Source organism: Rhodanobacter sp. OR87, from assembly GCF_000473345.1.
Taxonomy (GTDB): Bacteria; Pseudomonadota; Gammaproteobacteria; order Xanthomonadales; family Rhodanobacteraceae; genus Rhodanobacter; species Rhodanobacter denitrificans.
This window is the reverse complement of record NZ_AXBJ01000005.1, coordinates 1-21,054: the sequence shown is the minus strand read 5'-3', so window position 1 is coordinate 21,054 and position 21,054 is coordinate 1. Positions and strand designations below refer to the sequence as shown.

Here is a 21,054-nt window from a genome sequence, read left to right as displayed (position 1 = left end):
TATCAAGTGTGGAGGGTCATGCAATTGCCGGCCTTGTCGCATGGCTTGGGCTTGAAGTTGTTTGAGCTTCCTCGTTAGCCTGTGCTGATTCGATAGCGAGCCTCATTGCTAGGCTGAGTTCGGCGCCCGTGCTGTAACCGAGGTGGCCACCGCTGCTCTTGAGGTTCTTACGGGAAAGCTGAAATGTTGCCTACCCTTTTGCTGAGCGCTGCTTTAGCGCTATCTGCGTTTGTAGCAACAGCGAACGCCAGCACTGCAACTGTTCTGCCCCTTTCGAAGGGTAACGCTGCGGGTCCGCTACCGACGCCGCAGTTCCGGCGTTACCAGACCGCGGATGGTCTGCCCGGCAGTACGGTCTATTCCGTGGTGCAGGACAAGCAAGGCCTCATGTGGTTCGGTGTCGGCGTCGACCTGGTGCGCTATGACGGCGTTGATTTCCAGACTTTCAGCCATCACTCGGACGACCCGGCGTCGTTGCCCGAGGGTTCGGTGTACAGCCTGTTCGCGGATCACGACAACCAGCTGTGGGTGGGAGGGTTCGGTTCGGGGCTCAATCGTCACGAACGGGAGAGCGGTGGTTTCCAGCATTGGCGTCATGATCCGGCGGATCCACAAAGCTTGGCCAGCGATAACGTATGGTCGATAACGCAGACGCCGGACGGCGATCTGTGGGTGGCTACGGATGCCGGGCTCGATCGCATGCTTCCCGATGGCCGGCATTTCGAGCATGTGCGCAATCCTTTGGGGAAGAATCCGGATGAAGGATTCGGCGCCGTGCGTGCCTTGCTGGCCGAACCAGACGGAAAGCTGTGGATCGGCTCCAGCCTTGGCGTGTTTGTGCGCGAGGTGGATGGCCGCGTGCATCAGATATCGCTCGATTCGCGTCTGCAGGCGCTGAAGGTGTGGCGGATCCAGGGCGGCGGCGACGATGTGCGGATCGCAGTACGCGGCGGCCTGTTGCGGGTGGGCGCCGATGGCAAGGCGTGGCTGTATGCGCCCGGACAGATCCCGTCCATCGACGTGTACAGCAGCACCGTGGATCAGGCTGGGCATTTGTGGATCACCACGCGCAATGGACTGTATCTGGACGATGGCGGCCCGCAGATTCACCTCATCTCCGGCCAGCCGATGCTGTTGGGCAGCCTGCCCGCGCAACAGGTCTGGCAATCGCTGTGCGACATCGAGGGGGGCCTGTGGTTCGTCATGGGGGACGGCGGCATCGCCTATCTCGCACCTGGCTGGAACCAGTTCACCCGGTTCACTCATGTGCCTGACGACTCCCACAGCTTGCGCGGCAACGCGGCGACGTCGGTGCTGGCGAGTTTCGATGGTCGGTTGTGGGTGGGTGGACATGGTCTTGTGGACAAGCTCGACCCTATTACCGGTGAGGTCCAGCATGCGATCTCCGGCTTGCAGGGGAACGTGCTGGACATGGCGGAGGATGTGCGCAGGCGCTTGTGGATTGCCAGCGAGGGAGGTGTCTACCGGTATGCCGACGGCAAGTTGGTCGAAGTGGATCTGGCCGCGTCCCAGGTCGCGCATCCGCGTCGACTGACGATGGGCCCGGATCGCCGGATGTATCTGGTGTCGTACCGCGATGGCCTGTTCCGGATTAACGCCGATACGCTGGCGGTCGATCCCAAGCCTGTCGCATCTGCGGATGACACCGGCTTTGTGGGCAATCGGTTGACGCCTTACAACAGCCTGGGCTGGTACGCCGATCAGGAGCGGCTGCTGCGCTGGGATCCCGTGCGCAACGAACTTGAGCCGATCGGGGGGGTGTCGGACGAGGGCTACATCTATGCGCTCGAATTCACGGCAGACGGGTTCTGGGCGGCACGCGACAAGATGTTCGAACATTACCGGCTGGATGGTGGCAAGGTGGTGCGTGACCAGTTGGTTCCGATTCCGTCGAGTTGGCCATCGATGGTGCTGATCGCTCTGCATGTCGATCGTCAGGAGCGATTCTGGTTGTTCTGCAAGAACGGTTTGTGGAGATTCGATCCGCACAGCGGCGAGTTGAAATCGTTCGGCTTGCGCAATGGCCTGGTGAATAGCGAAGTTCGTGGCGACTCGCCGGCCGTCACGCTGGATGGCACGATCTATGTTGCCAGCTTGGGCGGTGTCTTCGGTTTTCAGCCGGATCGCGCGCCGACAACAGCCCACCCGGCAGAGGTGGTGGTTACCGGTGTTAGCGTGCGTCATGCGGGTGCCGTCCGCGAGTTGCCGGTTCGGGCGGAGCCGATCCAACTGGCGTGGAGTGACCGCGAGTTGCGGGTCGAAGTGCGCTTGAGTTCGTACGTCGACCCGACTGCCAATCGCTATCGTTTCCGCCTGCGCGGTTTCGATACCGCGTGGGTGGATACCGGCAACCATGGCGAGCGCGAGTTCGCCGGGCTCGGTGCGGGCGACTACACGCTGGAAGTGATGGCCGCGGGTACCGACGGCGCATGGAACATGCTGGCGACGCCGTTGAGGGTCCATGTGCAGGCGTCGCCGTGGCGGCGCTGGTGGGCGTGGGCGATCTACGTGCTGCTCGCGGCCGCGCTGGTCGGCCTGGTGCTGCGCAGCTGGCGCCGGCGCCTGGCGCAGCGGCACCACGTGCAGCTGGTCGAGCAGCAGCGGCAGCTGGCGGAGACGGCGAGTGCGGCGAAGACGCAGTTCCTGGCCACGCTGAGCCACGAGATCCGCACGCCGATGACCGGCGTGATGGGCATGGCCGAACTGCTCTTGAGCACGCCGCTGAATCGCCAGCAGCACGACTACACGCAGGCGATGCAGCGCTCCGGCGGGATGCTCTTGAAGCTGCTGAACGACGCGCTGGACCTGGCGCGGATCGAGGCGGGCCGGCTGGAGCTGGAACCGGTGCCGTTCGATCCGCGGCAACTGCTGGAGGACGTGGCGCAGCTGGAGCAGGGCCTGGCGCACGCCAAAGGCATCCGCTTCGTGCTGGCGCTGGCCGACGAGCTGCCGGCGCAGCTGCTGGGCGATGCGGTGCGGATCAAGCAGATCCTGCTGAACCTGGCCAACAACGCACTGAAGTTCACCGAGCACGGCAGCGTGACGCTGAGCGCGCAGCGCCAGCCCGAGGGCCTGCAGTTCAGCGTGAGCGACACCGGCCCGGGCATTCCCGAGGCCAGCCAGGCGCGGCTGTTCCAGCGCTTCGAGCAGGCGGAGAGTCCGCAGCGGCGCGCCGGCAGCGGGCTGGGGCTGGCGATCTGCCGCGAGCTGGTGGAGATGATGGGCGGCAGCATCGAGCTGGAATCGCGGCTGGGCCACGGCAGCACGTTCCGCGTGCGGCTGCCGCTGGTCGAGCCGGCGGCGCCGGCGCCGGTGGAGCGGCCGAGCGGTCGCCGCTACCGGCTGCTGCTGGTGGAGGACGACACCATCGTGGCGGCGGTGATCCGCGGCCTGCTGGAGCGCGAGGGCCACGCGGTGGTGCACGTGGTGAACGGGCTGGCGGCGCTGGCCGAGCTGGCGCACGCGCAGTTCGACGCGGTGCTGCTGGATCTGGACCTGCCGGGCGTGGACGGTTTCCAGATCGCGCGGCTGATCCGCCAGCGCGAGCCGGCCGGGCGGCACCTGCCGATCGTGGCGGTGACCGCGCGCCAGGGCAGCGAGGACGAGGCGAAGGCGCGCGCGGCGGGCATGGACGGCTTCCTGCGCAAGCCGCTCAGCGGCGAGCAGCTGGCGGCGGCGCTGGCGCGGGTGGTCGACGGCGCGGCCGCGCCGGCGTGAATCACATGTCGTACTTGTGCAGCTCGAAACCCAGTCGCTGGTATTCGCGCCAGCGCGTGCGTGAACCCTCGCGTTCGGCCGGGTCGGCGGCGACCACTTCCAGCACGCGCTGGTAGCGGCCGGCGGGGCAGCTCTCGCGCAGGTTGATCAGCAGCGGCCGGTCGGCGCTGTCCACGCCCGGCGGCACGATCAGTACCGCCGTCTCGTCGTCGTCATCGTCGCCGGCCAGCTGGTGCGGGATCATGGCGTCGTCGTCGAACGCCCACAGCAGTTCGTCCAGCGCTTCGGCCTGGGCAAAGTCGCGAGCCAGGATCAGCATCGGCTGCCCGCCGGCGAATGCCTTGTTCGCCAGCTCGCAGACCAGCAGCAGCGGCTGTTCGCGAAAGCGCGGCTTGTCGATCAGGTAGAAGTCGGCGCGCATAAGGTCGGGAGTGAGTGGCGAGAAGAGGGAAGTGAGAGTAGGGCGATGGGCATGATGCCTCAAACCTTCATCGCTCACTCCTCACTTCGCGTCACTCACTGCTCGCTCCGGTCCAACAGCCACTGCGCCAGCAGCGTCACCGGGCGGCCGGTGGCGAGGCCCTTGCGGCCTTCCTCCCAGGCGGTGCCGGCGATGTCCAGGTGGGCCCAGCGCTGGCCGTCGGTGAAGCGCGACAGGAAACAGCCGGCGGTGATCGCGCCGGCGCTCTTGCCGCCGATGTTGGCGACGTCGGCGAAGCCCGATTCAAGCTGCGCCTGGTAGTCGTCCCACAGCGGCAGGCGCCAGGCGCGGTCCAGCGTTTCCTCGCCGGCGGCGAGCAGTTCGGCGGCGAGGTCATCGTGCTTGCTCATCAGGCCGGTGGCGTGCTTGCCCAGCGCGATCACGCAGGCGCCGGTGAGCGTGGCCGCGTCGACCAGCGCCTGCGGCTGATACGTCTGCGCCGCATAGGTGAGCGCGTCGCACAGGATCAGGCGGCCTTCGGCGTCGGTGTTGAGCACTTCGATGGTGAGTCCGGACAGGCTGGTCAGCACGTCGCTGGGGCGGTAGCTGTCGCCGTCGGGCATGTTCTCCACGGCCGGCACCACGCATGCCAGGTTGAGCTTCAGGCCCATCTTCACCGCAGCGACGAACGCGCCGAGCACGCCGGCAGCGCCGCCCATGTCGAACTTCATCTCTTCCATGCCGGCGCCGGGCTTCAGGCTGATGCCGCCGGAGTCGAAGGTGACGCCCTTGCCGACCAGCACGTACGGCTTGGCGCCGTCGTGGCCGCCCTTGTATTCGAGCGCGATCAGGCGCGGCTTGTTGACCGAGCCGCGCGCCACCGCCAGCAGCGAGCCGAAGCCGAGCTTCGCCATCGCGGCTTCGTCCAGCACGCTGCAGCTGACCTTGCCCTGCGCCTCGGCGAAGGCCTGCGCCTGCGCCGCGATGTAGGCCGGGTTGCAGATGTTCGGCGGCAGGTTGGCCAGTTCGCGCGCGAAGCGCACGCCCTCGGCGATCGCCACCGCCTGGTCCAGCCCGCCTTGCGCGTCGGTGCCGGCGGCGAACGTCAGCGCGGCCAGCTCCGTCTGCTTGCTCTTGTCGCGCGGCTTGAACGTGGCGGTGTAGCGGTACGCGGCGTGGTCGCAGGCCAGCGCGGCGATGCGCACGCGCCAGGCGCTGTCGCGACCGGGCACCTCCACCTCGCTGAGGTAGGACACCGCGTTCGCCACCGGCAGGCGGCCGAGCGCGCGCGCCGCCTCGACGTTCACCTTCTGGTAGCGCGCGGCGTCGAACGATTTCTGCGCGCCGAGTCCGACCACCAGCACGCGTTGCGCGGCGACACCGGCCGGCGCGAACAGCACGGTGGTGGAACCGGCCTTGCCGCTGATGTCGCCGCTCTCCACCTGGCGCTTGATCATGCCGCCGGCGGCGCTGTCCAGCTGGGCCGCCGCACTGGTCAGCACGCCCTGTTCGTAGACGCCGACCAGCACGCAGGCGCTGTCGACGGTGGCAGGAGCGGCGGAGCCGAGGCTGAACTGGAGCGTCATCGAGGTGGTTCCTGCAGGGGTCCGGCTGGCGGCCGGACAGGCTAGACTTGCGGTTTGCCGGCGCCGATCGGGCCTGGCCGTACAAGCGGACAAGTTTATCGCATGCTGAGCATCCTCGACCGCTACTTCCTGCGCGAGCTGGCGCAGACCGTGACCGCCACCGTGGTGGTGCTGCTGGTGGTCGTGGCCGGCAGCGCGTTCGCCAAGGTGCTGGAGCAGGTGGCCAACGGCAGCTTCCCGGCCAGCGTGATGTTCCAGGTGCTGGGTCTGCGCACGCTCGACGGCCTCACCAACATGCTGCCGCTGGCCAGCTTCGTCGGCGTGCTGCTGGGGCTGGGGCGGATGTACCGCGAGAGCGAGATGCACGTGCTGTCATCGTCCGGCATGGGACCGCGCGGATTGCTGCGTCCGGTGCTGCTGCTCGGCGCGCTGCTGGTCGCGCTCACCGCGCTGGTTTCGCTGTGGCTGGGGCCGTGGGCGGTGCGCACCAGCGACGCGCTGGTGGCCGAGGCGAACCGCTCGGTGATCGCGGCCGGCCTCGACGCGGGGCGCTTCACCGAACTGCCGGGCAAGGGCGGCATCATCTTCGTCGACAGCCTGAGTCGCGACGGCAGCAAGCTGGGGCGCACGTTCGTGGCAACGCAGAGCGAGGGCAAGAATGGCCCGCCGCACCTGAAGGTGGTCAGCGCGACCAGCGGCGAGCTGTACCAGGAGAGCAACGGCGAAGGCCGCTTCATCGCGTTCAAGGACGGCTGGCAGTACGACATTCCGCTCGGCGCGAACAACTGGCGGCAGATGCAGTACCGGCGCAACGACACCTCGCTGTCCAGCGTGCAGGCCGACGACGATGATCCGGCGCACTCCAAGAGCAGCTGGGCACTGTTCCGTTCGGACGACCCGACCGACCGCGCCGAATTCGCCTGGCGCGCCAACGCGCCGCCGTTGACCTTCGTGCTGCTGCTGCTGGCGTTGCCGCTGTCGCGGCAGAGTCCGCGCGAACCGAAATACGGCCGCCTGCTGCTGGCGGTGGTCACGTTCTATCTCTATTACACGCTGCTGGCGCTGGGCCGTGCGCAGATCGGCAAGGGCCACTGGCATGGCGAGGCGCCGCTGTGGGCGCTGCATGCGCTGGTGCTGGCGCTGGCGCTGTGGATGCTGTGGAAGCAGTACGCTCCGCGCAAGCTGCGCAAGCGGCGCGTGCTGCCGGGCTTGCCGGCATGACGGTGTTCAACATCAAGCGGGTCGACCGGCTGGTCGCGCTGAGCGTGCTCGGCTCGATGCTGATGGTGTGGCTGGTGCTGACTGGCTTCGATGCGGTGAGGATACTGCTGGTGCAGCTGGGGCACGTCGGCAAGAACGGATACAACACGAGCAGCGCGCTGGCCTATGTGCTGGTGACCTTCCCGCGCCGCGCCTACGAGATGTTCGGCAACGCCGCGTTGATCGGCGGCCTGCTCGGCCTGGGCGGGCTGGCCGGCACCGGCGAGCTCACCGCGCTGCGCGCCGCCGGCATGTCGCGCCTGCGCATCGCCGGCTCGGCGGTCGGCGTGGTCGCGGTGCTGATCGTCGGCGTGGTGGTCATGGGCGAGACGCTGGCGCCGTGGGGCGACCAGCAGGCGCAGGCGATGCAACTGCGCACGAAGACCGGCAGCCTCGGCATGGGCACCAGCAGCGGGCTGTGGGCACGCGACGGCGCCAGCGTGATCAACGCCCGCGGCACCTCGCTGAAGCAGCGCGACGGCGTCGGCGTGGTGCAGCTGAGCGACGTGCGCGTATTCACCTTCAGCCCCGACGGCAGGCTAGACCGCTTCATCTGGGCCAGGACCGCCGAGCACAACGGCCGGCAGTGGGTGCTGCACGACGTGCGCATCACCACGCTGGATGCGCAGGGCACCCATGCCAGCGTGGCGGCCGCGCTGCCGTGGCAGTCCAGCCTCGATCCGCAGGTGCTGGCGCAGTCGGTGATCCAGCCGCAGTACCTTTCCATGCGCGACCTGCGCCGCAACATGGACTACCTGGAGGGCAACGGGCAAAGCCCCGGCACCTACGCGGTGGCGTTCTGGGGGCGCGCGCTGTATCCGCTCAACGTGCTGGTGCTGGTGCTGTGCGCGATGCCGTTCGCGTTCGGCTCGCTGCGCTCCGGCGGCCTCGGCAAGCGCATGTTCATCGGCACCCTGCTTGCGCTGGGCTGGTACTTCCTGCAGCAGGCGATGGTCAACTTCGGCACCGTGTACGGCATGCCGCCGCTGCTGGCGAACCTGCTGCCGGCGCTGATCCTGGTGGCCGCCGCCTGGTTGTACTTCCGCCGCCGCGTCTGAGTGCGCCGCCGGGGCGCGCGCACTTGCCCGCGGCGCCGGATACGGCCAAGCTGGCCTTCTTTGCCGACCGCAAGGGGTGAGCCGTGGAATGGGTGGATCTGCGCAGCGATACGGTGACGCGTCCGACCGCGGCGATGCGCGCGGCGATGCTGGCGGCCGAGGTCGGTGACGACGTCTACGGCGAAGACCCGGCCGTCAACGCGCTGCAGCAGCGGCTGGCCGGTGAACTCGGTTTCGACGCCGGCCTGTTCGTGCCCAGCGGCACCCAGTCCAACCTGCTGGCGTTGATGAGCCATTGCGAGCGCGGCGACGAATACCTGGTCGGCGCGGACGCGCACACCTACAAGTTCGAGGGCGGCGGCGCGGCGGTGCTCGGCTCGATCCAGCCGCAGCCGATCGTGCAGGCGGCCGACGGCAGCCTGCCGCTGGAGCGCATCGAGGCGGCGATCAAGCCGGTCGACCCGCATTTCGCGCGCACCCGCGTGCTGGCGCTGGAGAACACCTGGCATGGCCGCACGCTGCCGCTGGACTACCTGCAGGCGGCCCACGACTTGGCACGCGCGCACGGTCTTGGCCTGCACCTGGACGGCGCGCGGCTGTTCAATGCGGCAATCGCCTGCAACGTGCCGGCGCGCGAGATCGCGCGCCACTTCGACACGGTGTCGGTGTGCCTGTCCAAGGGGCTCGGCGCGCCGGTCGGTTCGGTGTTGCTCGGTTCGCACGCGCTGATCGACAAGGCGCGGCGCTGGCGCAAGGTCGCCGGCGGCGGCTGGCGCCAGGCCGGCATGCTCGCCGCGGCGGGCCAGTACGCGCTGGATCACCACGTGGCGCGGCTGGCCGACGACCATCGCCGCGCCGCTTATCTCGCCGGACGTCTGCGCGAGATCGCCGGCGTCGACCTGCTCGGCCAGTACACCAACATGGTGTTCATCGACGTGCCCGCCGAGCGCCTGCGCGAACTGGACGTCCATCTGCGCAACGCCGGCATCCGCATCAGCATCGGCTACCTGCCCACGCTGCGGCTGGTGACGCATCTGGATGTCGACGACGCCGGCATCGAGCGCACGGCCGCGGCATTTGCGGAATTTTTCGGGCGCGGTTGAGCGGCAGCGGCACGCCGGCCAGCCGCTCGACATCGGACCGGCGCAGCTTGTTGGCGCGCCCGATCCCGCCGCCATCGACCCTGCCTGCCGGGGCCGCGGGCACCACCCGCCGGCGTCCGTGCGGCGGCCGCCAAAAAAAACCGCCTGGCCGTGTCGAGTCCGGGAAACCTCGCTCGTCGCTTTCGGGTCCGGCCGATCCGGCCAGCCTGAAGAAGGACATTGATCATGCGCAAGTTGACCTCGCACCTGTTCATCTCGCTGGATGGTGTCGTCGAGGCGCCGGACAGGTTTCTCCGCGACGACCTGTATCAGGACCTGTCTCTGTTCGACGAGGAGACCGTGACGGGGCAGGATGCCGTGCTGTTGGGACGCAGAACGTACGAGGAATGGGCGATGTTCTGGCCCGGCGCTGAAATCGAGCCGTTCGCCAGCTTCATCAACCAGGTACCGAAATATGTCGTTTCAGGCAGCTTGCGGAGCCTCGACTGGGCGCCGTCGAGGCTGCTTTCCGGCGACGTCCTCGACGAGATCGCGGCGCTCAAGCGCCAGGCCGGGCAGGCGATCGGCGTCCACGGCAGCATCAGCCTCGTACAGGCCCTGCTGGCGGCCGGATTGCTCGACGAGTTGAGGTTCGTCCTGTGTCCGGCGGTAGCCGGCCAGGGCCGTCGCCTGCTGTCCCGCGAAGGGGAGCCGATCCAGCTCGACCTGCAGTCGGCGCGCACCACACCGGGCGGATTGCAGTATCTGGTATTCCGGCCGCGCCGTTAGCCGGCGTCGCCCACCCGCGCGGTTCGGCCCGCGTCGATGGCGGGACGCGCATCCACCCGCAACACCAGCTTTCCCCGGTGGCTGCCGTCGAACAAGCGGTTCAACACTTCCGGCGCGTTTTCCAGTCCCTCGGCAACGGTTTCCTCGGCCTTCAGCCGGCCGTCGCGGATCCACCCGGCCAATGCCTGCACCGCCTCGCGCGTCCTGGTGCAGTCGAGCGCCAGGAAGCCGCGCATGCTGAGCCGTTTCATCACGAGGATGCCGTAGTCGTCGCCCGGCCGTTCGGCGCTGTTGTAGCCGGAGATCAATCCGCACAGGGCGACGCGGCCGCCGATCACCATCCGTGACAGCACCGCGCGCATCACCTCGCCGCCGACGTTCTCGAAATTCACGTGCACGCCATCGGGGGTAGCGGCCTTGAGTTGCTGTTTGAAGTCGGCCGCCTTGTAGTCGACGGCGGCATCGAAGCCGAGTTCGGCGGTGAGGTGGCGGCATTTGTCGGGGCCGCCGGCGATGCCGACCACGCGGGCGCCCATGATCTTGCCGAGCTGGCCGGCGACGGAGCCGACCGAGCCGGCAGCGGCGGAGACCACCAGGGTTTCGCCGGCTTGCACCGGGGCGATCTCGGTCAGGCCGTAGTAGGCGGTGACGCCGCTCATGCCGGCTGCGCCAAGCAGGGTGGGCAGCGGGATGCCGGGGTCGGCAGGCAGGCGCACGTAGCCTTTGGCGCTTTCGTGCAGTACCAGGTAGTCCTGCCAGCCGGTGAGGCCCTGCACCAGATCGCCTTCGTGGTACTGCGCCGAACGCGACTGCACCACGCGACCCAGGCCGAGCGCACGCATCACCTCGCCGATCGCCACCGGCGGCAGGTACTGCGGGATGTCGCGCATCCACACGCGGTTGGTCGGGTCCATCGAGAGATACAGCACACGCACCAGGACTTCACCGTCCTTCAGCTCCGGCACGGGCTGTTCGACCAGGTCGAAATCCTCGCGCCGGACCAGGCCTTCGGGGCGGGTCTTGAGGCGCAGCTGGCGATTGAGCTGGGACATGCGGTGCACCGTGACGGAGAGGCGTTCCACTATACGGCGCCCGTTGCCGCGATCAGGCAACCCCGTTGTGCATCGTGCTGCGTTGAATCGTTGATCGGCATCCGTTTGCACCGGAACCGTCGCCGGCGGCGGGCATGGCTGTGTGCCTGTCGTGTTCCTCTTACACTGTGCCGGCCGCACGGCACACGGGGAGAACTGCATGCTTGCTCGAACGCTCGGACTGCTGGGTCTGTGGTTGCTGCTGGCGGCGCCGTTGCCGGCGCAGGACGTACCGTCACCCTTGCGCGACTGGCAGGGCTGGGTGCTGCATGACGTGCCGCAGCACGATTGTCCGTTCCTCGCCACCCAGGCGCCGAACGCCGGCAATCGCCTGTGCGCCTGGCCCGGCCGCCTGCTGCTCGATGCCGGCAAGGACGGCGCTCGCTTCAGCCTGGATGTGCGCGTGGATGCGCCAAGCTGGGTGGCGCTGCCTGGCGATGCGCGGAGTTGGCCGCAACAGGTCAGCGCGAACAACCAGGCGGTCACCGTGTTGCAGCGAGGCGATCAGCCAATGGTGTGGCTGGCACCCGGCGATTATCAGTTGCGCGGCACGCTGCCGTGGGCGGCGCGTCCGGCGCGCCTGCGCGTGCCTTCGACGATCGGGTTGGTGGCGCTGAGCGTCGACGGTGCAGCGGTCACGCGCATCGAGCGCAACGGCGAGCAGCTCACCCTGGGCGAGGCCGCCGCCGCGCAACGCGCCGCCGACGCGCTGTCGCTGCGCGTCTATCGCCGCCTCGCCGATGGCCTGCCGGCCACGCTGGAAACGCAATTGCAGTTCAACGTCGCCGGCAGCGCGCGCGAGCAATCGCTCGGCCCGGTGCTGCCGGAAGGTTTCGTGGCCACCGCCTTGTCCGGCGACTTGCCCGCACGGCTGGAGAACGACGGCCAGCTGCGCGTGCAACTGCGGCCGGGGCAGTGGACGATCACGCTGCAGGCGCGCAGCGTCGCGCCGCTGGCGAAGGTGGCGCTGAAGCTGCCGGCGGCGCCGTGGCCGCGGCAGGAGATCTGGAGTTACGCCGACGATCCGGCGCTGCGCAACACCCGGGTGGAAGGCCGCGCCACCGACGCGGTGCAGGCCGGCGTGCCGGGCGAGTGGCGCGAGCTGCCGGCGTTCGTGCTGGACGACGGCGCGGGCCTGGCGATCGAGCAGGGCACGCGCGGCGACGAGGGCGGCAAGGGCGACCAGCTGCACCTGCAGCGCCAGCTGTGGCTGGGTTTCGACGGCGGCGGGCTCAGCGTGGCCGATCGCCTCAGCGGCGAGCTGCGTCATCACCAGCGCCTCGACGTGGCGGCGCCATGGCAATTGCAGCGGGCCAGCCAGGATGGCGCGCCGCTGCTGGTCAGCCAGGGCGAGGGCGGCCGCAGCGGGGTCGAACTGCGCGAACAGCAACTCGACCTGGACGCTGGCCTGCGCCTGCCCATGCACCGCGGCGCGATCCCCAGCGCCGGCTGGCAGCTGCCGCTGGAGAGCATCGACGCCACCTTGCACCTGCCGTACGGCTACCGTCTGCTCGGCGCCACCGGCGTGGACCGCTCGCCCGATTCGTGGGTGGCGCAGTGGAGCCTGCTCGACTTGTTCGTAGTGGCCCTGATCGCGCTGCTGGCCGGCCGCCTGCTCGGCTGGCCGTGGGCGCTGCTGGCCGCTGGCTATCTGGCGCTGGCGCAGCACGAGAGCGCCGCGCCGTTGTGGACGCTGGCGGTGACGCTGGCGCTGGCGTTGCTGCTGCGGGCGTTGCCGGAAGGGCGCTTGCGTTTGGCGGCGCGCGCCGGCGCGGTGGCGATCTTCGCACTGGCGGTGCTGTGGACGCTGCCGTTCGTCGCGGCGCAGTTGCAGTACGCGTTGCATCCGCAGTTGGAAGGCGCAGGCCAGAGCCGGATTGTTTCGGCGGGTTATGCCGAGCAGGCAGCACAGGAAGAGGTTTATGCGAAGGCGCGGATGAAGCAGTCGGCACCGGCGCGTGCCCCCGTGGCGCCGGCACCGGTCGCCGAAGTTTCCGCCGACGCGGCGATGCCGCCGCCACCACCACAACCGGCACCTGCGATGGCGATGCAAAACGGTTCGAGCCTGTCGCTGGAAGCCATCACCGTCACAGGGTCAGCCGTGCAGAACCTGAGTGGCGCATCGACCCTTGCCGGCAGCGCCGCCGACAGCCGCAGCCCGACCCAGGCCGGCGCCGGCACGCCGCACTGGAACCAGGGCAACGACTACCGGCTCGGCTGGTCCGGCCCGGTGACGGCGGAGCAGAGCACGCACCTGGTGATCGCGCCGGCGTGGCTGGTGCGGTTGCTGCGGGTGCTCATGGTGGGGCTGCTGGCGCTGCTGCTGGCGAAGCTGGTGCCGCTGCTGCTGACGCCGCTGCGCGGTCGCTGGCGCGACTGGCGCGGCGGTGGTGCGGTGAGCGCCGCCTTGCTGGCCGTCGCGCTGTTGCCTGCCGCCCTGCATGCGCAGAACCTGCCCAGCCAGGATTTGCTGAACCAGCTGCGCGACCGGCTGACCGAGGCGCCGAAGTGCGCGCCGGCCTGCGCCGCCGTGGCGCAGGCGCAATTGCAGGCCAGCGGCGACACGCTGGAGGTGGCATTGGAGGCGCATATCGGCGCCGCGGTTGCGCTGCCGCTGCCGCAAACCGATGACGCCCTGCAGCTGCTCGACGTTGGCGTGGACGGCCATGCGAATGCCCCGCTGAGTCGTCGCGGCGATCAGCTGCTGCTGCGGCTGGAGCGTGGCGTGCATCGGGTCAGCCTGCGCTACCGCATCGGCGTGACCGACAACGCCAGCCTGCGCTTCGTGCTGCGCCCGCAGCGCATCGCGTTCAGCGGCCAGGGCTGGCTGCTGGCCGGGGTCGACGACGGTCGCCCGCTCGGCGACAGCATTGCCTTGCAGCGCGTGCGCGCGGCCACCGATGGCAAGGACCTGCCGCCCGTCCAGAATTTCCCGCCTTACGTGCGGCTGACCCGCCGCCTGCAGCTGGGCGTGGACTGGACCGTCGAGAACACGGTCGAGCGGATCGCCCCGCAGGACGGCGGCTTCAGCGTCGCGTTGCCGCTGCTGCCGGGCGAGCATCCGCTGGGCGACGGCGTGCTGGTCAGGGATGGCCGCATCAGCATCACCTTCAACGCGAACAGCGGGGTGGCGAGCTGGAGCAGCCGGCTCGATCACGCGACGACGCTGGCGCTGAAGGCGCCAGCGCTGGGCGAGCGTGCCGAAGTGTGGGAGATCCACGCCGCGCCCATGTGGCATGTGGACGCAAAGGGCGTGCCGACCAGCGCCAGCGACGACGGGCTGTTGTACCAGCCGCTGCCGGGCGAAAGCCTGCAGCTGGCCTTCAGCCAACCGGCGGCGATCGCCGGTGACAGTCTCGCGTTCGACGGTGTGCAGCTCACCAGCCGCGCCGGCGAACGGGCCACCGAAACCACGCTGAGCCTGCGCGCGCGCAGCACGCGCGGCGGCGAGCACGCGATCGGCCTGCCGGCCGGTGCCGAGCTGCTGGATGCGAATCGTGACGGCGAGTCGATCAACCTGGCCGTGCGCGATGGCAAACTGAGCTTGCCGCTGCTGCCGGGTGAACACGGCTACACGCTGCGCCTGCGCGAGCCGTACGGCGTCGCCGCGCGCACGCGCACGCCGCTGATCGCACTGCACGCGCCGGTGGCGAACGTCGACCTCACGCTGCAGCTGCCGCAGGATCGCTGGGTGCTGTGGACGTGGGGGCCGACCACCGGCCCGGCAGTGCTGTACTGGTCGCAGCTGGTGGTGCTGCTGTTCGCCGCGTGGCTGCTGGCGCGCTACGCGCCCACGCCGCTGCGCTTCCGCCACTGGCTGCTGCTCGGGCTGGGTTTCTCCGCGTTCGCCTGGAGCGCCTATGCGCTGGTGGTGGCATGGCTGATCCTGCTTGGCCTGCGCGCACGCAGCACCTCGCCGGAGCAACTGGGCAGCACGACCTTCAACCTGATGCAACTGGGGCTCGCGCTGCTCACCGTGCTGGCACTGGTGGTGCTGGTGGGCGCGGTGCCGAAGGGCCTGCTCGGGCTGCCGGACATGCACGTGGCCGGTAATGCGTCCAATGCATGGAACCTGCGCTGGTTCGCTGACCAGAGCGCGAATGTGTTGCCCGGTGCCGGCGTGTTCAGCGTCTCGCTGTGGGCCTACAAGCTGGCCATGCTGGCCTGGGCGCTGTGGCTGGCGTGGTCGCTGATCGACTGGCTGCGCTGGGCGTTCGAGGCGTGGATGCGCGGCGGTTACTGGCGCAAGCGCAAGTCCAAGCCAGGGGTGACGCCGCCGCAGTTGCCACCCTCGGCGACGGAGTCGCCGCATGCCTGATGTCCGCAGCATGCTGGCTGTTGCGGCCGATCGGCTCGGCGAGCGCGCCGACGCCGAGCTGCTGCTGCTGCACGTGCTGCAGCAGTCACGCAGCTGGCTGTTCACGCACGCCGACGACGTACCGGATATGGACGTCCAGACGACTTATGCCGCCCTGGTCGAACGCCGCGCCGCGGGCGAGCCGGTGGCCTATGTCACCGGCCGGCGCGGCTTCTGGTCGCTGGACCTGGAAGTGAGCCCGGCCACGCTGATCCCGCGTCCGGAAACCGAGCTGCTGGTGGAGCTGGCGCTGCAGCGCCTGCCGCCCGATGCCGCCTGCAGCGTGGCCGACCTCGGCACCGGCAGCGGCGCGATCGCGCTGGCGATTGCGCGCGAGCGGCCACGCGCCCGGGTGGTCGCCACCGACGCCAGCGCCGCCGCGCTTGCCGTCGCCCGGCGCAATGCGCAACGTCATGCCCTCGGCAACGTCGCCTTCGTGCACGGCGACTGGCTGGCGCCACTCGCCGGCCAGCACTTCGACCTGATCGCCTCCAACCCCCCGTACATCGAAGCCGCCGACCCGCACCTGGCGCAGGGCGACCTGCGCTTCGAGCCGGTCAGTGCACTGGCCTCGGGCGACGACGGCCTCGACGCCATCCGCTGCATCGTCGACGGAGCCCGCGCGCACCTCGTGCCCGGCGGCTGGCTGTTGTTCGAACATGGCTGGAACCAGGGCGATGCGGTGCGCGCACTGCTCGCCCATGCCGGCTACACCGGGGTATTCACGGCGCAGGATCTGGAGTCGCGCGATCGGGTGAGTGGCGGGAGCTATTTCGCGCGCTTGAATTCATAGTCAGCTTTCATCAGCGCATTGGCAAACTCGGGATCCACGTCGTCGAGTTCCTTGACTGCCATGAGGCCTGTATCCACCCACTCACGTTCCGGTGTGGTTGGCAGGTAGGGATGCCCCAGTTCTGCCAGCATGCGGGTGAGCTGCTGGTTGGCGTGAATATAGACACCGTAGCCTGGCGTTCCTTGGCATACGCGCATTGAGTAGTGTCAGTGCCTTCCTGACTGAGCATACTGCTCCATCCCGGTCGATCACGGACCGACCCCCATAACGTCGAAAGCGCTGCTGCACGCACTCATCATCTGGGTACCTTTGCCCCGTGTGACGACCGCCCGCCCAGGACATGCTTTCGGCCAGTTCGCCCATGCTGCCGCGGCCTTTGGCCAGATAGGCGACGATGCCCATCGGCAGGAGGACCAACACGGCGACGTGGCGCGGGCGATCTTCTCGGCGGCGTGGTGGACGGCGAGCCGGTCGACGCGGACCGGTTGTTGCGGCAGCGGTGGCGGGGTGGCGGGGTGGCGGCCAGCCAGGCCTGGCGGATGCTGGCCCAGTAGTCGCGGCGATCCCGGGCATGTCGTTGACGACGTACTCGGCCAGTGCCTTCAGGCCCATGGCGATCAGTATCCACTCGCCGACTTGCGCGCCAGCGCCAGTGCCGACGCCCCCGGCGATGCCGCCGATCAGGGCGGCGCCACCGGTGCTGGTGAGCATGACGATGAGGCACTGGCGCAGCACTTCGACGATGTCGTTCACGACACCCTGGAGATTCAGGTCGCGGAAGTTGCGCAGGATCCAGCAGACCGCCAGCCCCTCGGAAAGCCTGATGGCTTGCCGCACGCTGTCAGCGCGAGCCGAGACCAGCCTTGCCTTTGCCGCCGCCGCGTCGATGGGAGTGGGGCCGCGCGGGCAGTCGGTGTGCCCGCCGGCCCGGTGACGGGCTCAGGCGCTGGCCTGGCTCAAGGCTCCCGCCTGCGGGAAGCGCGCACGGATCGCGTGGCGGATGCCGGGCAGGTCCAGTCCGGCCATGCTCAGCACTTCCTCGCGGCTGCCGTGTTCCAGATAGACGTCCGGCAGGCCCAGGTGCAGGATCGGCAGCACGATGCCGTGCGCGGCGAGGCATTCGGCCACGGCGGAGCCGGCGCCGCCGGCGACCGCGTTGTCTTCCAGGGTGACGAAGCCATCATGGGTCTTCGCCAGTTCCACCAGCAGCGCCTCGTCCAGCGGCTTCACGAAGCGCATGTTGACCAGGGTGGCGTCGAATTCGGCGGCGATCGCGGCGGCGGGTGCCAGCATCGCGCCGAAGCTGAGCAGGGCCAGGCCGTGGCCGCGCCGGCGCAGCTCGGCCTTGCCGATCGGCAGGGTGTCGAGTTCCTGGTGGATCGCCACGCCGGGGCCGGTGCCGCGCGGGTAGCGGATGGCGGCGGGGCCGTGATGGTGGAAGCCGGAGGAGAGCATCATGCGGCACTCGTTCTCGTCGGCCGGCGCCATGATGACCATGTGCGGCAGGCAGCGCAGATAGGTCAGGTCGAAGCTGCCCGAATGGGTGGCGCCGTCCGGGCCGACCACGCCGGCACGGTCGATGGCGAAGGTGACGTCGAGGTTCTGCAGCGCCACGTCGTGGATCGCCTGGTCGTAGGCGCGCTGCAGGAAGGTGGAGTAGATCGCCACCACCGGTTTGGCGCCTTCGCAGGCCATGCCGGCGGCCAGCGTCACCGCGTGCTGCTCGGCGATCGCCACGTCGAAGTAGCGCTCGGGGTACTCCTTCGAGAAACGCACCAGGCCGGAGCCTTCGCGCATCGCCGGGGTGATGCCGAGCAGGCGCTCGTCGGCGGCGGCCTGGTCGCACAGCCAGTCGCTGAAGATGTCGGTGTAGGTGGGCCTGGCCGGCGCAGGCTTCTTGACCACGCCGGCTTCGGGATCGAACGGACCCACCGCGTGGTATTCGATCTGCGCCTGTTCGGCCGGGGCATAGCCCTTGCCCTTGGTGGTGATCACGTGCAGCAGCTGCGGGCCGGGCAGGTTCTTCACCGTGCGCAGTGCCTGCAGCAGCTGCGGGATGTTGTGGCCGTCGATCGGGCCGGTGTAATGGAAGCCCAGCTCCTCGAACAGCGTGGAAGGCACGAACATGCCCTTGGCGTGCTCCTCCCAGCGCTTGAACCAGCGGCCGGCGAAGGACTGCTTCGGGATCGCCCGCTTGGCCCGCTCGCGCAGCTGGTTGAGGCGGCGGCTGGCCATCGCGCGCGCCATCATCTTGGTCATCGCGCCCACGTTCTCGCTGATCGACATGCCGTTGTCGTTGAACACGACGAGCATGTCCGGCTCGACGTCGCCGCCGTGGTTGAGCGCCTCGAACGCCATGCCGGCGGTCATCGCGCCGTCGCCGATCACGGCCACCACCTTGCGCTTGTCGCCTTTGCGCTGCGCGGCGATTGCCATGCCCAGCGCGGCCGAGATCGAAGTGGACGAATGGCCGACGCCGAAGGTGTCGTACGCGCTTTCCTCGCGGCGCGGGAACGGCGCCAGGCCGTCCTTCTTCTTGATCGTGGTGATGCGGTCGCGGCGGCCGGTGAGGATCTTGTGCGGGTAGCACTGGTGGCCGACGTCCCACACCAGGCGGTCGTGCGGCGTGTCGAATTCGTGGTGCAGCGCCACGGTCAATTCCACCACGCCCAGACCGGCGCCGAAGTGGCCGCCGGAGCTGGCCACGGATTCGATCAGGTACTGGCGCAGCTCGTCGGCGACGGCGGGCAGATCCTCGTCGCCCACGCGGCGCAGGTCGGCCGGCGTCTCGATCGGCGCCAGGTGGGGGTAATGGGAAAGGTCGTTCATCTGCGTATTGTTGGCCCAGCGCGGGGGCGGGGCAAGGGCGGGCAGGTGAACGGAACCTGGCGGCGTCCAGGCGGAACCGGGCCGCGCCCGCCACCGGCTGGATTCAGGCGGCCACCGGCATGTTCATCGAGCGCCGGTCGCGCGGCAGCCGGCTGACCAGGAATTCCATCTGGTCGGCCAGGATGTTGCGGTTGGACAGGATCAGGTGTTCCACCCAGCTCGGCCGGTACGGCACCGCCAGCAGCGGCATGTCGGCCTCCTGCGGGGTGCGGTTGCTCTTCTTCAGATTGCAGGCGAGGCAGGCGCTGACCACGTTCTCCCATTCGTCCCGGCCGCGCTTGGAGATCGGCAGCACGTGGTCGCGGGTCAGTTCGGCGCGGGTGAAGTGTTCGCCGCAGTACAGGCAGATGTGGCGGTCGCGCGCGAACAGGGCGGTGTTGGTCAGGGCGGGGGCGGGGTCGATCGCGTGCTCGCGGCAGTGGCCGGTGCTGGCGATGATCGGGTGCAGGTGCATCCGGCTCTGCGTGCCGAGTAGGCGGTTGTGCCCGCCGCGCACGGTGAGGCAGGGGTCGCCCAGCGTCCAGGCGACGGCGTCGCGGACGTAGAGGCACACCGCCTCCTGCCAGCTGATCCAGTCGAGGATGCGGCCGGCGGCGTCTAGCGACAACACGCGGGTCGCGTTGAGGTCGGCCCGACTTGGCACTTCCATCAGCATGTAAATCGTCCTTCAGCCAGGGCGTCGAAAGAGCGTTTCGGCAATGCGGGAATGCTTGTCCGGGGCCAGCATAGAACAATTTCGTTGCAATTCGCATGCGAATCAGGCACGGCACCCCGTGCGTACAGTCGCCGTGCCGGGTGGGCGCTGATATGATCGCCAGTCAACACAGACCCGACGCCGGGTTTGGTAGGGGCGCTTGGTGGTGACCCGGCACGGCGGTGGGCAGAGGTGGACAACGTGGCTGAAGTTCTTTTCTACGAGCAACCGGTACCGCTCAACCGTGTCGAGCACAAGGACCTGCGCATGAAGGCCGTGCCGAACGTCAAGTTCGCCATGAACGCCCATTCCGTGCCGCTGACCGGCGTGGAGTTCGGCGTCGCCGCGCGTGACCTGCTGATCGTGTTCGCCGGCACCAGCGTCGCCGATGCCGGCCCGGTAGCTCTGCTCGGCTTGCGCCAGAACGAAAACCTGTACGTCGACGCCAACGGCCAGTGGGCGCCGGATACGTACGTTCCCGCGTTCGTGCGCCGCTACCCGTTCGTGCTGGCCGAGAAGCCGGCCGGGCAGGAAGGCGACGACTTCACCGTGTTCCTCGACGAGCGCTACGAGGGATTCAATGCCACCGAAGGCCAGCGCCTGTTCAAGGAGGACGGTACCGACAGCGAACTGCTGGCCAACGCCGTGGGCTTCCTCGGCGATTTCCAGCAGAACGTGACACACACCAAGCGGTTCATGGAGCAGCTGAACAAGCACGACCTGCTGGAGCCGCGCACCGTGCAACTGCAGAAGGAAGGCAAGGACGGCCAGCAGGGCAAGTCGATCAACCTCAACGGCATGTTCGTGGTCAACGAGGCCAAGCTGCGCGAGCTGGACGAGAAGACCGCCCAGGAGTTCCTGCGCGAAGGCATGTTCGGCTGGATCTACGCGCACCTGCTGTCGCTGACCAACATCGACCGCCTGGCCCGCCGGCTGGACGTGCGCGAGCAGGCCGAGGCGGCCGCCGGCGCGGTCGCGAACTGATCCTTCCGTTTCGCCCCACGAAAAAGCCGCCTTCGGCCTAATGCCAGTCAGTTAAGACAGACTGGCATTTTTCGTGGGGTATTTGTGGGGTCGGCGTTTGACTTCACGGGGACAAGATCGTTGTCGTCGTGCGGGCAACAGATAGATGTGGGCTTGCTGTCGGAGGCGGGCGAGTCGTTTGGGAAAGGCGCCGGGTGTTTCCAGCGGGGCGTATCGCAACTCGGCCACGATGGCGCGCGTGAACCCCTGGAAGCTGAGCCGGGTCGGTGGCACGCCCAGCTCACCAGCGGTTTGGTGCATTTCCCAGCGCAG

15 protein-coding genes and 1 pseudogene are annotated in these 21,054 nt (G+C 68.8%); 8 read left to right on the top strand and 8 right to left on the bottom strand.

The window, feature by feature from the left end; translation table 11 throughout:
• Positions 1 to 297: 297 nt before the first annotated feature.
• On the bottom strand, positions 298 to 864 hold the full coding sequence (locus RHOOR87_RS20710) for a hypothetical protein (RefSeq protein ID WP_231381736.1): 567 nt from the start codon (positions 862 to 864) through the stop codon (positions 298 to 300).
• Between RHOOR87_RS20710 and RHOOR87_RS0106035 the strand changes: the two genes are divergently transcribed.
• Positions 859 to 3,738, top strand: coding sequence for a hybrid sensor histidine kinase/response regulator (locus tag RHOOR87_RS0106035; protein ID WP_231381735.1), 2,880 nt, complete (start codon positions 859 to 861; stop codon positions 3,736 to 3,738). The genes RHOOR87_RS20710 and RHOOR87_RS0106035 overlap by 6 nt on opposite strands.
• A 1-nt stretch (position 3,739) precedes the next feature.
• Here RHOOR87_RS0106035 and RHOOR87_RS0106030 read toward each other — a convergent pair whose 3' ends face one another.
• Both RHOOR87_RS0106030 and RHOOR87_RS0106025 read right to left on the bottom strand, forming a co-directional pair.
• A complete protein-coding gene (locus RHOOR87_RS0106030) occupies positions 3,740 to 4,159 on the bottom strand; it encodes a DNA polymerase III subunit chi (protein ID WP_007513425.1) in 420 nt (139 codons plus the stop codon).
• Between the two features lie 95 nt (positions 4,160 to 4,254).
• The gene (locus RHOOR87_RS0106025) at positions 4,255 to 5,745 is read right to left on the bottom strand and encodes a leucyl aminopeptidase (protein WP_027484507.1); all 1,491 of its coding nucleotides are present in this window, start codon (positions 5,743 to 5,745) and stop codon (positions 4,255 to 4,257) included.
• A 102-nt stretch (positions 5,746 to 5,847) separates the two neighbouring features.
• Here RHOOR87_RS0106025 and lptF point away from each other — a divergent pair, with 102 nt between their 5' ends.
• The 4 genes from lptF (at position 5,848) to RHOOR87_RS19010 (ending at position 9,934) form a co-directional block, all read left to right on the top strand.
• Complete coding sequence (lptF, locus tag RHOOR87_RS0106020) at positions 5,848 to 6,966, top strand: LPS export ABC transporter permease LptF (protein WP_027484506.1); 1,119 nt, start codon at positions 5,848 to 5,850, stop codon at positions 6,964 to 6,966.
• Positions 6,963 to 8,063 (top strand): LPS export ABC transporter permease LptG, encoded by a 1,101-nt coding sequence (gene lptG, locus RHOOR87_RS0106015; protein ID WP_027484505.1) that lies wholly within the window; start codon positions 6,963 to 6,965, stop codon positions 8,061 to 8,063. Before lptF ends, lptG begins: the two co-directional genes overlap by 4 nt.
• Before the next feature lie 83 nt (positions 8,064 to 8,146).
• Entirely contained in the window at positions 8,147 to 9,166 is a 1,020-nt protein-coding gene (gene ltaE, locus RHOOR87_RS0106010; RefSeq protein WP_027484504.1) for a low-specificity L-threonine aldolase, read from the top strand.
• 225 nt (positions 9,167 to 9,391) lie between these two features.
• The gene (locus tag RHOOR87_RS19010; protein ID WP_043795382.1) at positions 9,392 to 9,934 is read left to right on the top strand and encodes a dihydrofolate reductase family protein; all 543 of its coding nucleotides are present in this window, start codon (positions 9,392 to 9,394) and stop codon (positions 9,932 to 9,934) included.
• Here RHOOR87_RS19010 and RHOOR87_RS0106000 read toward each other — a convergent pair.
• Positions 9,931 to 10,986 (bottom strand): NADP-dependent oxidoreductase, encoded by a 1,056-nt coding sequence (locus RHOOR87_RS0106000; protein WP_196806971.1) that lies wholly within the window; start codon positions 10,984 to 10,986, stop codon positions 9,931 to 9,933. The genes RHOOR87_RS19010 and RHOOR87_RS0106000 overlap by 4 nt on opposite strands.
• A 199-nt stretch (positions 10,987 to 11,185) precedes the next feature.
• On the opposite strand from RHOOR87_RS0106000, the gene RHOOR87_RS0105995 reads away from it, so the two are divergent.
• Together RHOOR87_RS0105995 and prmC are read left to right on the top strand one after the other, a co-directional pair.
• Positions 11,186 to 15,343, top strand: a complete 4,158-nt coding sequence (locus RHOOR87_RS0105995) for a hypothetical protein (RefSeq protein ID WP_027484502.1) — start codon at positions 11,186 to 11,188, stop codon at positions 15,341 to 15,343.
• Positions 15,336 to 16,175 (top strand): peptide chain release factor N(5)-glutamine methyltransferase, encoded by an 840-nt coding sequence (prmC, locus tag RHOOR87_RS0105990; protein WP_027484501.1) that lies wholly within the window; start codon positions 15,336 to 15,338, stop codon positions 16,173 to 16,175. Before RHOOR87_RS0105995 ends, prmC begins: the two co-directional genes overlap by 8 nt.
• Here prmC and RHOOR87_RS19755 read toward each other — a convergent pair.
• From RHOOR87_RS19755 to RHOOR87_RS0105970, 3 genes are all read right to left on the bottom strand, one after another.
• Positions 16,151 to 16,306 carry a hypothetical protein gene (locus tag RHOOR87_RS19755; RefSeq protein ID WP_231381734.1) on the bottom strand — a complete coding sequence of 52 codons (156 nt, stop codon included), beginning with the start codon at positions 16,304 to 16,306 and terminating at the stop codon, positions 16,151 to 16,153. The two genes, prmC and RHOOR87_RS19755, sit on opposite strands and share 25 nt — an antisense overlap.
• Positions 16,307 to 17,114: 808 nt before the next feature.
• On the bottom strand, positions 17,115 to 19,004 hold the full coding sequence (gene dxs / locus RHOOR87_RS0105975) for a 1-deoxy-D-xylulose-5-phosphate synthase (protein ID WP_027484499.1): 1,890 nt from the start codon (positions 19,002 to 19,004) through the stop codon (positions 17,115 to 17,117).
• Positions 19,005 to 19,107: 103 nt separating this feature from the next.
• Positions 19,108 to 19,719, bottom strand: a complete 612-nt coding sequence (locus RHOOR87_RS0105970) for an HNH endonuclease (protein ID WP_027484498.1) — start codon at positions 19,717 to 19,719, stop codon at positions 19,108 to 19,110.
• 231 nt (positions 19,720 to 19,950) lie between these two features.
• On the opposite strand from RHOOR87_RS0105970, the gene RHOOR87_RS0105965 reads away from it, so the two are divergent.
• Positions 19,951 to 20,742, top strand: coding sequence for a SapC family protein (locus RHOOR87_RS0105965; RefSeq protein WP_027484497.1), 792 nt, complete (start codon positions 19,951 to 19,953; stop codon positions 20,740 to 20,742).
• A 51-nt stretch (positions 20,743 to 20,793) separates the two neighbouring features.
• Here the strand turns inward: RHOOR87_RS0105965 and RHOOR87_RS20705 are convergent.
• Positions 20,794 to 21,054, bottom strand: a pseudogene (locus tag RHOOR87_RS20705) (DDE transposase); the annotation flags it as partial.